Origin of the sequence: Acetivibrio sp., from assembly GCF_035371925.1 — a bacterium.
Lineage (GTDB): Bacteria > Bacillota > Clostridia > Acetivibrionales > Acetivibrionaceae > Hungateiclostridium.
Genome location: NZ_DAORXT010000004.1, coordinates 6,715 through 19,441 on the forward strand (window position 1 = coordinate 6,715; position 12,727 = coordinate 19,441).

Genomic DNA, 12,727 nt, shown 5'->3' on the forward strand with positions numbered 1-12,727 from the left:
CCTAATCTGTAATGGAAGTTCTTAAAAAATACTATAGAATGTGACTAAAATAATCAAAATCCCGGCTGGCGAAAGCCGGCCGGGATTAGATTTATAACTGATAGAATGTTATAACAAGGTGATTAATTATGCTAAAAAATAACTGTAAGGGCGCGACATTAGTAGAGATGCTGGTTGTAATAGCTTTGATGGGCATAACGGCTCCCATCGTATATGCCATATTTATTGGCGGGCTTAATGATTTTGCCCGGGGATGTAACTTTATTGACCAGCAGTATGATATTCAAGATGTAATACGGCATATAAGACATGATGTTCAAGATGCCAAAACAGTTGAAATATGGACTACCGGCGATGTAGGCACGATGGGAGAAAAGAAGCTTGGCAGCGTGAGTTTTACTGTGAGCCTGCCGGGCGAACCGGAAGTTAAAAAAGAGTGGAAGTTTGAAGATGATTCACTTCAGTTAAGGATTAGTGAGAGCGGTTCAGTCGGTGCATTTGCAAAGGCTGTCGATAATGTTGACATTGACAAGAGTTATTTTGAGTATTATGAAGATGGTGATGTGAAGCAGTTGATTCTTCATATTTTACCGAAGCAAAATGATAAAATTGTAAATAAAGCGGGAAATGTTCAGAAGGAGATAATTACAGAGTATTCTGTTAGATATAAATCGATTGTTGTCAACTAATTTTTAAAAATACATAAGGGGGTAATAAACATGAAAGGCGATATTAACTTACTGCCGGAAGATATAATGTCTACGTCGACATATGAACGGCCAACAAGTTCCGGTTCCGGTGCGTTAAAGTTGGTAAGAGGCTTGATTTTAATATGTGTTGTTGTTGGAGTTTCGTTGGCGGCGCCGTTTGTGTATGTGAAAATGTTGGAGAGCGAACGGGCGCAACTTGAAAATGAGATAAACAGTGAAAAATATAACGAGGTAAAGAGAGTTAATGCAGAGTTGGATTCTATTAACGGTATACTTGCAACAAAAGAAACTATCTTAAATCAAATTGATAATACAAGTTATCCGGTAAATGATGTTGTGGTTGCGATAAGCAATGCTGCACCAGTGGGCTGCAAGTTAACCAATCTCAGATTTAATAATAATAGTGTAGATGTAACGGGTGTAGTTGAAGATAGTCTTGTAGTTGCCGAATTTGTATCTTCTATTCAGAGGTTGAATTTTTTATCTTTAGATAGTGAAGTTAATGTTGATGAGAACAATGTATTTAACATTAAATTGCATGTAGGCAAAAGGGGTGGATGATAATGGGTAAGGACAAAGGTAAGGTGGCACTTTTACTTGTATTGCTGTTGGTTTTGTATGGGGTAGTATATTATCAGTTTATTTGGACGCCTAAATTCAGCCCCCAGATTGAAGATATAAATAATGAAATTGAAGTTCTTCAAGCAAAAAAGCAAAAATTAGATAATGACTTGGCCAACATAGAAACGCTAAAAAGAAATCTTCAGATAAAAACGGTTCAGGATGAGAGGCTTGAATCATATTTACTTAACGACTCCAATGTAACTGACGGATTTGACTATGTTCAGAAGCTTGCAAACCTTTTTAAAAATACTTTGTACAACGTAAAGATTAACAGACCCGTGGAAAGAACAATCGGGACAGCCGATGAGGGCGGTAATGCACAGAAATATTATCAGTTGCAGATTGAGTTTGATGCCACAATGGCTTATGGAGAAATTATGGATCTTGTTGAGTATCTTGAAGGGGGTACAAGAAAAGTCAAGATAACAAGGTTTGAACTGTCACCATTGAGTGAAAGTGAGATGGGTCAACAAGTCCAGCAGACTCCGCAGCCGACTCCGCAAAATACGGCGCAACCTCAATCGGAGGATCAACAGAATTCTGCTGTGAAAGTGGTTTTTGATGATGATGAAGTGTTGAAATTAAGTATGACCATTAATATGTATTCAATGAATCAGGGGAATATAGATAAAATCTACAATTTCAGCCAACAGAATTTCCAAAGATATTATGAGGGAGACAATGTTTTTTTTGACAATGCCGGAATAGCACTTAATTCCGGGGCAGGAAGCGAAAATGTAAGTGCAGATGGAGGTGGTGGCGCATCTGGCGGCGGTACGGATACAGTTGCAGTAAACAGTAAAGCAAAGCCCTTCGGAGGGGATTTGGGTATATATATGCAAAGCTTTCTCACGGGAGGGCAAAATTTTTGTACTTATGACAATACAACCAATAAAATGATAAATTTTAAGACAAAGATTACTCCAAAGGTGACAATGACATTTAATGGAGATACTGTTGATATAAATGTAGTGGGTAATGCAGGCAATACTTACAATATGACCGGACGGGTGTCGAAGGATACTGTGGAGATGCACATTGTACTAAATTACAATTTGAATCCTATTGAGAATAAGGATTTGGGAGTGAATCTTCAGATTATCAACAACTCGGATAAGAAAATAAACATTAATTTGTTTGACCAGGTAAGGAGAGCAAAAATAACCGACAGAAATGGAAACAGCATTTACAGCACCAGTTCAACTGAAAAGGTTACTATTGTGTAGTTAATAGTGGAACAAAAAGGGTTAGGGCATATAAGGTGATTGATTATGATTAAATTATTTGCAAACTTAAAAAACAATAAAGGTATGACACTGGTAGAGGTCGTTATAGCGCTTGCTTTGTTGGGTATTTTGGTTGTTCCGATAACCGTAGGTTTTATGAACTCATTAATGGTGTCGAAGCTTATTGAGCAGCAGACAGAAGTAAATGCTGTCAGTGAAGTAGTCAAGGATCATGTATCTGAGGCTTTGATTGAGCGAAGTTATCCTCTCGTGCTGCTTGAGCCTGCACCAACAGGTTCTGATTGGTCTTTAAGAGAATTTATTGTTGCTGCAAAATCAACACCTGAAGAGGAAAAGAAATCTCCGAATCTTGCAGTAGTTTATTCTTCAGGTGCAAAAAATGAAAAATATTTTTATACCGTAACTTATAAGCATAACAGTTGCTATGATCCGAATTATCCGTATACTTACCATGTAATAGTGAATATTTTAACTAAAAATGCTAAAGGTGATATAAAGACATTAAATACTTTTAAAATTGCTGCCAATTTGGACAGTACACTTTAGCTTGCTGTAAAATCGCAAATAACATTGCTTATGTTGATATAGATGTTATTTTTTTGTAATGGGGGTGCTTAGAATATGTTTAGGGCCTTAAAAAAAGAACGTGGAGCTGCTCTTATAACGGTAGTAATTATTGCTGCAATTCTTACGACCCTATCTGTAGTTCTTTTGAACTCTGCCATTCAGGGGTTGACATTATCTAAACGTCAAAAGAATATCAAGCTTACATATTTTGCTGGCCAATCTGCCATAGAAAAATGGTTTAACATAATACAAAAGGAATCTGAAAATGCAGATATAGGTGCGGATTTTAACGATGAAGTAACAAGTGCTAATGTTAAAAACTATGCAGAAAAGGTTATTTCCAAAGTAGAGACGAAATTGAAAGATATAGAGTATATCGATGTTACTTCAAAGGCGGCGACCGTTGCCGGACTTTCGGGAGATGATTACTCAAAGATAAAACTTGAGTCAATAAAAATTATAGGGACACCTGAGCTGTTGGCGGGAGGCAAACAGGTAAAAGTTAGGATTGGTATTCAGGCGAAAGCTTCTTTTGATAATCCAGACACTCCTTACGGAAGTACCACTCAGCCATTGTATGCAGAGAGGGATTTTATATTTGAGGTTCCTCAAAACGGCTTTAAGCTGACTTTTGCTATTGCCACTGCAGGGGACTTGTATACAAGCACAAGAGATTATGTTGACGGAATTATAGAAGCCGAGGTGTCCGGATTTAATGCCGATATTAAAGGAGATGTGTCCGCTTTCGGTACTTTTGCGAAGGATACACTTTGGCCTGAGCAGTTCTATTACGGCGGAATAATGGCAATGCACGGGGCTAAAATGGATATCAAGGGAAATGCCTATTCGAGGGCGTTTATTAGGACAGGACCGTATAGAGGTGTTTCTGAAAAAGATGTTACCTTTGCAGACAGAAGTCAGATAAATGTATATCGTGACGCAGTAGCCCAGTGTATACAGGTTTTTGGTAATCAAAACATAATTTCTGTTTTTAAAAATGCATATACCTTTGACGATATAGAAATGAACGGAGAAGATTCAATAATTGCAATAAACGGCAGTGCTGTAGGTTTGTCTCATTATTTTGAAACCAGAAACCATGATGCCTTAAGTGCTATTATAAGCAGTGCTCCGATACACAATCTGTTGTCCGAAGGATCATTGCGATCCACCATAGCAGTAAACGGTGACGTTATTATTCCGGGTGGAACTTTCAGAGTTGACGACAATGGTGTATTTACCGGACTTTTGGAAGATGCATCCGTATTTTGGTATGAAGATGCCAACGGCATAAAAATACCGTTTTACAAGATGTATTCGTGGAGTGAAGACGATATAGACGACCCCGACAAATACCATACAGAGTTGAGAAAGAGGCTTGGAACCTTATCAAGCTACTCTTTGACCGGTCCCTTTAACTTGTTTCAGGTTTGGCCCAGTAAAGAGCCGACAACAACTGATATTGAAACTGGTGGAGGATTGGCGAATTATGTTCTTAATGAACTTGTAGGCAATATAAAGTTGGTATGGGGCAAGAAGGAAGCTCCAACAGAGATTGCCACACCCACTGCAATATCCGGGGCATGGTCATACGAGTTGGCGGCAAACTGGGGTTATTATGCGGCTCCTTTAGCTGAGTACGGTGCTGTTGGAGTAAAAGGACTTGATTATATAAAACGTGAAAAGTTTGCCATTGAGAACATATATAAAAAAGACAGCTTCGGAAAAATAGTGGGATTAAAATTTGACAGCAGTATTTGGGATGATGTTCCGTCAATTGGCAGCACTCCATATAATTCATATACACAGAGTGTTTTCTCCAAGCTGGATACTACAGGAGTGATTGGTGATCCTGACAATATTAAAAACAATCTTTTGGATTATACTCAATTACTTGCGAGCAGAAAATATCCTTCCGGCGGAAGTGAATGGGATATTTCGGGAGAACACGGCATTAGCAAGTTGCTAAAAGAGGCAAAAAGTAAATTTAGCGCATTTGCGGTTCAGGAAGAAGCAAAGGATTATTATATTCCGGTGAACCCGGCTCTTAGCGGCGGTAAATATAATTTGACTTATTTTGATTCTGAGATATACACCAAATGTGCAGAAAGTAGAACAAAGGGAGGCTTTGATGAGGATACAGAGTACTTCTTGGTGTTTAATGAAGACCCAGAAATTGATCTGGTTATAGACGGCGTATTCAACGGTATAATACTCACTGCAGGTTCCGTCGTATTAAACGGCGGTGCTGACATAAGGGGTGCGATAATCAGCGCCGGAGGTGGAACATGGGCGGATGGAGAGTTCCGGCCCAAGCTTGCCAGACTGGATAGATATATCGTTCAGGCGGTTAAACTTGACCATGGCGAATATGCGGGAGTTAAGATGGTGCCGGCATCTGCTGCCGATTCGGGTACTGTGAAAGTAGATTTTTATCTTGGACTTACGGATGAGACAGATATCATAGGAAGAGGCGGAAATCCATATTTAAACTTGGCAGCCAGGAATAATCTCCTTAGGAAATTTGAAGAGCATAAAATTTATTTATATACTATATTTTAATAAATCATGGGGTGGAGCTTATGAATAAAAACTTGAAGATATTTGCAGTTTCAACTTTAATTACAGCAACAATTTTCACTACCGGTTGTTCGGTGTTGTTCAACAAGCCGCCGGCGACCGAACCTGAGCCGCCAAAGATTGAGACACCGGATACAAGTGCTGAGGAGGATAAAAGGGTTCAGGAGTTTATGACAGAGTACTTTGGTGCTTTGTTCGGTCAAACTGTGGAGAGCTATAAAAACAACCTTTTGACTGGTGAAATTCCTTCGAGCATTAAAGGCTATATTGCAGAAAGGACAATTAAAGAGGGAGATAAAAACCCCGAAATAAGTATTCATCTTCCAAGAGTTGTTGAAATTAACGGAATGTCATTGTTAAATTATGAAATACTTAAAGATGCCGAAAATAAGACTGTTATCGAATCTAATTTCATCGGTAAAAACGGCGATGCTTATCTTTACTATGTAAAGGTAGGCCTTAAAGCCAAGGGATTGCCAAACAGCTTGTTTTACAATTATTATGCATTGAATAATGAAACCAATGTTTATGAGAAAATAAAGGAAAATGGCACAGATAAAGTAGTTCCGGAAGAAGACTATGATTATATAAAGGTTACGGCAAAATATGATGTTGAGGTTGTAAAAGACGGAGACGGCTATAAAGTGCTGACTCAGAGAGAGGCTGATTATAAATCGCCCCTTTCAAAGAGGATTTCAAAACTGAACAATGATTTTATGGAGAAGAGACCGTATCTTGACGAGAATATTCCGGAGCAAAAACAGCAATTGGACAATGAAAAGGCATTGCTTGAGCAGTTCTTTAATAATTTGCTGGTGCTCGACAAGGAAAGAATGACTCTTTTAAAAGCCGAGTGGCAAAAAGGATATACGGAATTTATGGAATTTTTGACCCAGTTGGGGATAAGCAAGGTAAACGGCAATGAAATATTGTTCACCGACGCAACTTATACGGAAAAATTCAATATTATGTCCTTCCCGCTGCAGGTTAATATGGAGAGGTTGGAAAGTATCGAAAATATTAATATTGTTCAACATCCTGCCTATACCGAAAAGAACAAGATATATTTTATATCCTTTGATGCTTCGATAGCAAAGGCAAACGGAATGGTTGGCAGCAAGACAGTTTATAAATACGATTATACGGTATCACTGAAGAATAAAAACAACAAGCTTATGATTGACGGAATCAAACTTAACGAATTCTATCAAAACAATAGCAATAATTAATAATACCAATTGAGTTTACGGATGTTTCTCATAAAAAGTTCTGCATAAAAAATATGCAGGACTTTTTTATTGAGTATAATATTTTTCGTCTTAAAAATAATACTAATAGTATTAATTTATACATACCAAGGATGTGGTGATTTGATAGAGGAAAACAAGGTTACGGTTGGAAGAGCTTCAATTGATGAAGATGTGAACACCGGAAATGAAAAAAAGCCTGAATTCGAGGAAATAAAGGAATTGGGAAAAGCGTCCATATCAACCTCCAAGGGAAATATCCACTGTCTTACGGTCATAGGGCAGATAGAGGGGCATATGGTGCTGCCTCCCCAAAACAAGACAACAAAGTATGAGCACGTGATACCGCAGCTTGTGGCGATTGAAGAGAGCGAAGAGATTGACGGTCTGCTGCTTGTTTTAAACACCGTCGGAGGAGATGTTGAGGCCGGACTTGCTATCGCAGAAATGATTGCAAGTATGTCAAAGCCTACAGTTTCACTTGTATTGGGAGGAGGACACAGTATAGGCGTACCGATGGCGGTATCAACCAAGTATTCTTTTATTGCTCCGTCCGCGACAATGACGATACATCCCATAAGACTCAACGGTATGGTTATTGGAGTACCGCAGACTTACGAGTATTTTGACAGAATGCAGGACAGAGTGGTGCAGTTTGTGACCAAGAATTCAAAAATATCGAAGGAAAACTTCCGGGAGCTCATGCTAAAGACCGGAGAGCTTGCCAATGATGTGGGTACCGTATTGTTTGGCGAAGAAGCCGTTCAACACGGACTTATTGATGAAACAGGTGGACTTAAGGACGCATTGAAAAAGCTATATGAATTGATAGAGGAGAAGAAAAAGAGCAAGCTTAATATTTCTGGAGAGAATGAAAAAATGCCGGAGGGATTGCAATGATATTGTATTCGATAGTACCGACGGAAATTGTATTTGGAAATTTTGGAGTGTGCGAAAATCAAAACTATATTGAAGTGGATTATTCCGGAGAGAGGGTTGTTGTTATGCCTCTTTCAAACAACCGGTATATGATAAGCAGGGTTATAAGCACCTCTCCAAAAGCTTTTTTAAACCCGAAGTTAATGCCTGGAAATATAATTACCGGACATTTTTAAAGTTTTGGCTTCCAATGTTATATTTTCAAATGTTTTATTCTGTTGCAAAATTTTTATGGGCAATTCTGGCTTTGATTTGTTTGCAGCAAGGCTTTGGTTATGTTATATTAAGTATAGCTTGTATTATTTCGTTTGACAGCTAAAGAGGGTAATTTGTGGGGGTGTCAAGTTGAAAGCAAAGAAAGCACAAAAGAAAAAGCAAACCAAAAAGAAAAACGGTATAGGAAAATATAACAACGAAATAATAGGAATTATGATGCTGGCACTGGGGACGCTGGCTTTGTTCAGCCTTTTTGCGGAGGATTCCATAGGCATATCCGGCACCTTTGTCAAAAGCGTGATTTTAGGACTTATGGGATGGCTGGGGTATGTTGTACCTCCGTTTATAATTTTTTATTCAATACTTGTGATATTTAAGAAGAACAGCGAGAAGGCAAAATCAAAAATCACTTATATATTTGTTCTGATACTTATAATGACTGCAATGGTTCAGACACTATTTTACAATGAAAAGGATTATATAAACAAAGGAACTGTTGAATGCATCAAAAAGTTTTTTAATGACGGAGTCGCCATGCAGGGCGGGGGTGTACTGGGAGGAATTATCAGCATACCCTTTTTGCTGCTGTTTAAAAATCTCGGTACAATAATTATTCTTACCACCATCGCATTGATTGATATTATTATTATCACGGATATATCAATAGCAGGTGTGATTTTGAGGGTAAAGAATGATGTTATGGCAATAGTTTCTAAGGTGGAGAACAGGCTTAGAGTAACGAATAGTGAGCTAAAAGAGAAAATGAGGGAAGAAGATGAAGCAGAGGCTGAAGCGGAGCCCGATATTGATATTGTGATGAATGGCAAAAAGCTTCCTAAAATCTTAAATTTCAAAGAAAGGAAAGCTGCCAAGGAGAGCAAGAGCAACAAGGCAGAAGATTCAAGTCATTCGGAAAAGCCTGATGATACTGAAAAAGCAGTGTCAAAAGTCAAGGAAGTCGAGCCTGAAGCTGAAGAAGTGGATTTCATTGTACAGGATTTAAAGAAAAATGACGCTTCAGAGTCCAAGGTTGAAGAGATGGCAGAAAGTGTAAATAAAGAAATCTCGTTAAATACGCAAGACAATGTGGAATACAGGTATCCTCATACCGGGCTTTTGGACGACAACAAGATAAGTTCGGGAAATGCGGAAAACTATAGAAGTGCTGCCCTAAAAGGTGCAAAGAAGCTTGAAGAAACCTTAAAAAGCTTTGGTGTTGACGCAAAGGTTGTAAATGTCAGCATGGGTCCTGCAGTTACCCGTTACGAGCTTCAACCCAGTCCCGGTGTCAAGGTCAGCAAAATTGTAAGCCTTTCGGACGATATTTCCTTAAACCTTGCGGCATCGGGAGTAAGAATAGAGGCTCCGATTCCGGGCAAGGCTGCTGTTGGTATCGAGGTTCCCAACAAGGAAGTGGTGCCGGTATTTTTAAAGGATGTTTTGGATTCCAAGGAATTTAAGGACTATGACTCAAAGCTGGCTTTTGCTTTGGGAAAGGATATATCCGGGCAGAATGTGGTGGCGGATATTGCCAAGATGCCCCACCTTCTCGTTGCCGGTGCTACCGGTTCGGGAAAGAGTGTGTGCATCAACAGTCTTATTGTAAGTCTCCTCTTCAAAGCTTCGCCCAATGAGGTAAAGCTTCTGATGGTGGACCCCAAAGTGGTTGAGCTTGGTATATACAACGGTATTCCCCACCTTCTCATACCTGTTGTGACAGACCCGAAGAAGGCTGCCGGAGCGTTGAACTGGGCTGTGCAGGAGATGGTAAACAGGTACAAGCTGTTTGCTGACAGGGGAGTCAGGGATATTAAGGGCTATAATGCGCTGCTTGCCAAAAACGGAGAGACTGAGCTTTTGCCGCAGATTGTTATAATAATCGATGAGCTGGCAGATTTGATGATGGTTGCTCCAAATGATGTTGAAGATGCCATTTGCAGACTTGCCCAGATGGCAAGGGCGGCGGGTATGCATCTTGTAATAGCTACCCAAAGACCTTCGGTGGATGTAATTACCGGTGTAATCAAGGCCAACATACCTTCCAGGATTGCTTTTGCAGTGTCCTCTCAAGTGGATTCCAGAACCATAATTGACATGGCCGGTGCGGAAAAGCTTTTAGGAAAAGGAGATATGCTCTTTTATCCTGTGGGCGCGGCCAAGCCTATAAGAGTCAAGGGAGCTTTTGTATCCGACGGCGAGGTCGAGCGGGTTGTAGAGTATATAAAATCTCAGGGAAATGCAGAATATAATGAGGATATTATTGAGGAAATAAACAGTGAAAAGGAAAGCCGGGAGAGCGATCCGGGAGACAATGATGAGCTTTTGCCTCAGGCGATAGAGCTTGTGGTTGACGCAGGGCAGGCATCGGTATCCCTGATACAGAGAAAGTTCAAGGTGGGATATGCCCGGGCGGCAAGGATAGTTGACCAGATGGAGGCCAGGGGAATTGTCGGTCCTTTTGAGGGCAGCAAACCGAGGCAGGTGCTTATAACCAAGCAGCAGCTGCAGGAAATGAACATGAAAAGTGCAGAATAGCATGATAACTGTAGAATAGTATGATTATTACAGAGTAGTGTAAATTACAAAATAGTGTAATAATTACGGGAAAGTATCATGATTTGGGAGTGTAGCAATGGCTTTTTTACCTGTGACAAGAGAAGATATGATAAAGAGAGGCTGGGATGAGCTGGATTTTCTCTATATCAGCGGTGATGCATATATGGACCATCCCAGCTTTGGGCATGCAATAATAACGAGAGTTTTGGAGAGTGAAGGATATAGAGTGGGAATTGTTGCCCAGCCGGACTGGAGGAAAGATGATGACTTTTTGGCATTGGGAAAACCTCGGTTGGCTGTACTGATATCCTCTGGGGTAATAGACTCCATGGTAAATCATTATACTGCAAGTAAAAAGCCTAGAAGTGAGGATTTGTACAGTCCGGGGGGAAAGAGCCATAGACGTCCGGACAGGGCGGTGATTGTATATACCAACAAGGCAAAGCAGCTTTTTAAGGATGTACCGGTGATTATCGGCGGAATTGAGGCCAGCCTAAGGAGGTTTGCCCATTATGATTATTGGGATGACAAGGTCAGACGATCTATTCTGGTTGATTCGAGAGCTGACCTTTTAGTTTATGGAATGGGAGAAAAACCGATACTTGAGATTGCCCGGTACCTTTCCATGGGAGTGCCTATAAGCAAGATTCAAAATGTAAGGGGCACGGTTTTTTTGGCAAAGAAGGAAGACATGAAAGGGGAATTAAGGAAGTTTATTGACAAAGAAGAAGACAAGCCAAAGAATGGCTATATTCTGCTGCCTTCATTTGAAGATGTGGCGGAAAGCAAAAGAAAATATGCCGAGGCTTTTATGATTCAGTACAATGAGCAGGACCCTTACAGCGGAAATGTTCTTGTGCAGCAGCACGGTGACCGTTTTATAGTTCAAAATCCACCCTCTTTCCCTCTTTCAGAAAAGGAAATGGACAGGATATATTCTCTTCCATATGAGAGGACCTATCATCCCTCCTATGAGAAGGAAGGGGGCGTGCCTGCAATAGAAGAGGTGGAGTTTAGCATAACGAGTCACAGGGGCTGTTATGGGGGCTGTTCTTTTTGTGCGCTCAATTTCCATCAGGGAAGGATTATTCAAAAGCGCAGCCAAGCTTCAATAATAAATGAGGCTCGAAAACTTACATGGCTTCCGGGCTTTAAGGGCTATATTCACGATGTGGGAGGCCCTACGGCCAATTTCAGGTCCAAGGCATGCAAAAAACAGGAATCCTCTGGTGCGTGCAAAGAAAGGCAGTGCCTTTATCCCAAGCCATGTAAAAACCTTATAGTTGACCACAGCGAATATTTGGAGCTTTTAAGAAAACTTCGGGAAATACCGGAAATAAAAAAGGTTTTTATTCGTTCGGGTATAAGATATGATTATCTGATATTGGATAAAAATGATGATTTCTTTGTCGAGCTTTGCGAGCATCATGTAAGCGGGCAGCTTAAAGTTGCACCGGAGCATGTGGTGGATCGTGTGCTTGAAAAGATGGGAAAGCCTCAAAGGGAGGTGTATGACAGATTTGTCAAAAAGTTTTACGAGATAAACAAGAAAATAGGAAAGGAGCAATACCTTGTCCCGTATATGATTTCCAGCCATCCGGGAAGCGACCTTAATGCGGCTGTAGAGCTTGCCGAATATATCAGGGATATGAACTATACTCCCCAACAGGTGCAGGATTTTTATCCTACTCCCGGTACGTTGTCCACCTGTATGTTTTATACGGAATTGGACCCGAGGACAATGAAAAAGGTGTATGTTCCGAAGACGGCAAAGGAAAAAGCAATGCAAAGGGCTCTTTTGCAATTTAGAAGGAAGGAAAACTACCCTCTGGTGTATGAGGCTTTAAAACTTGCCCATAGGGAGGATTTAATCGGTTACGGCAAGAAATGCCTTATAAGGCCTCCAATAAATCCTTCGAAAAACAATTTGAGAAAAGACAACGTGAAAGCAAAATCAAAAAAGGCCGGAAAAAGCAGGAGGAAGAATTCAAGATAAGCTGAAAGAATTTGACAAGTTAATGATAATAAAATAAAATTATAA

Annotated in this window: 10 protein-coding genes; all 10 read left to right on the forward strand. The window is 40.1% G+C overall.

What is annotated here, in order from left to right; all coding sequences use genetic code 11:
* Positions 1-128: 128 nt before the first annotated feature.
* The 10 genes from PLH43_RS01085 to PLH43_RS01130 all read left to right on the forward strand — a co-directional run bounded on the left by PLH43_RS01085 (position 129) and on the right by PLH43_RS01130 (position 12,682).
* Positions 129-689, forward strand: coding sequence for a type II secretion system protein (locus PLH43_RS01085; protein WP_324359190.1), 561 nt, complete (start codon positions 129-131; stop codon positions 687-689).
* A gap of 30 nt (positions 690-719) precedes the next feature.
* Positions 720-1,271: a fimbrial protein gene (locus PLH43_RS01090; protein WP_324359192.1), complete on the forward strand. Its 552-nt coding sequence runs from the start codon at positions 720-722 to the stop codon at positions 1,269-1,271.
* Between the two features lie 2 nt (positions 1,272-1,273).
* Complete coding sequence (locus tag PLH43_RS01095; RefSeq protein WP_324359194.1) at positions 1,274-2,560, forward strand: hypothetical protein; 1,287 nt, start codon at positions 1,274-1,276, stop codon at positions 2,558-2,560.
* Between the two features lie 45 nt (positions 2,561-2,605).
* Positions 2,606-3,127 (forward strand): prepilin-type N-terminal cleavage/methylation domain-containing protein, encoded by a 522-nt coding sequence (locus PLH43_RS01100; RefSeq protein WP_324359195.1) that lies wholly within the window; start codon positions 2,606-2,608, stop codon positions 3,125-3,127.
* Positions 3,128-3,202: 75 nt separating this feature from the next.
* Positions 3,203-5,710, forward strand: a complete 2,508-nt coding sequence (locus PLH43_RS01105; protein ID WP_324359197.1) for a hypothetical protein — start codon at positions 3,203-3,205, stop codon at positions 5,708-5,710.
* A 20-nt stretch (positions 5,711-5,730) separates the two neighbouring features.
* Positions 5,731-6,957, forward strand: a complete 1,227-nt coding sequence (locus tag PLH43_RS01110) for a hypothetical protein (RefSeq protein WP_324359199.1) — start codon at positions 5,731-5,733, stop codon at positions 6,955-6,957.
* 141 nt (positions 6,958-7,098) lie between these two features.
* Positions 7,099-7,875, forward strand: a complete 777-nt coding sequence (locus PLH43_RS01115; protein WP_324359202.1) for an ATP-dependent Clp protease proteolytic subunit — start codon at positions 7,099-7,101, stop codon at positions 7,873-7,875.
* A complete protein-coding gene (locus tag PLH43_RS01120; RefSeq protein WP_324359204.1) occupies positions 7,872-8,090 on the forward strand; it encodes a YlzJ-like family protein in 219 nt (72 codons plus the stop codon). Before PLH43_RS01115 ends, PLH43_RS01120 begins: the two co-directional genes overlap by 4 nt.
* A gap of 169 nt (positions 8,091-8,259) precedes the next feature.
* Entirely contained in the window at positions 8,260-10,665 is a 2,406-nt protein-coding gene (locus PLH43_RS01125) for a DNA translocase FtsK 4TM domain-containing protein (RefSeq protein WP_324359206.1), read from the forward strand.
* Between the two features lie 97 nt (positions 10,666-10,762).
* Positions 10,763-12,682 (forward strand): YgiQ family radical SAM protein, encoded by a 1,920-nt coding sequence (locus PLH43_RS01130; protein WP_324359208.1) that lies wholly within the window; start codon positions 10,763-10,765, stop codon positions 12,680-12,682.
* Positions 12,683-12,727 lie beyond the last annotated feature (45 nt).

Bases quoted from the DNA above. Each gene is read 5' to 3' on its own strand.
- PLH43_RS01085 (WP_324359190.1), top strand. From the start codon at position 129: ATGCTAAAAAATAACTGTAAGGGCGCGACATTAGTAGAGATGCTGGTT.
- PLH43_RS01090 (WP_324359192.1), top strand. From the start codon at position 720: ATGAAAGGCGATATTAACTTACTGCCGGAAGATATAATGTCTACGTCG.
- PLH43_RS01095 (WP_324359194.1), top strand. From the start codon at position 1,274: ATGGGTAAGGACAAAGGTAAGGTGGCACTTTTACTTGTATTGCTGTTG.
- PLH43_RS01100 (WP_324359195.1), top strand. From the start codon at position 2,606: ATGATTAAATTATTTGCAAACTTAAAAAACAATAAAGGTATGACACTG.
- PLH43_RS01105 (WP_324359197.1), top strand. From the start codon at position 3,203: ATGTTTAGGGCCTTAAAAAAAGAACGTGGAGCTGCTCTTATAACGGTA.
- PLH43_RS01110 (WP_324359199.1), top strand. From the start codon at position 5,731: ATGAATAAAAACTTGAAGATATTTGCAGTTTCAACTTTAATTACAGCA.
- PLH43_RS01120 (WP_324359204.1), top strand. From the start codon at position 7,872: ATGATATTGTATTCGATAGTACCGACGGAAATTGTATTTGGAAATTTT.
- PLH43_RS01130 (WP_324359208.1), top strand. From the start codon at position 10,763: ATGGCTTTTTTACCTGTGACAAGAGAAGATATGATAAAGAGAGGCTGG.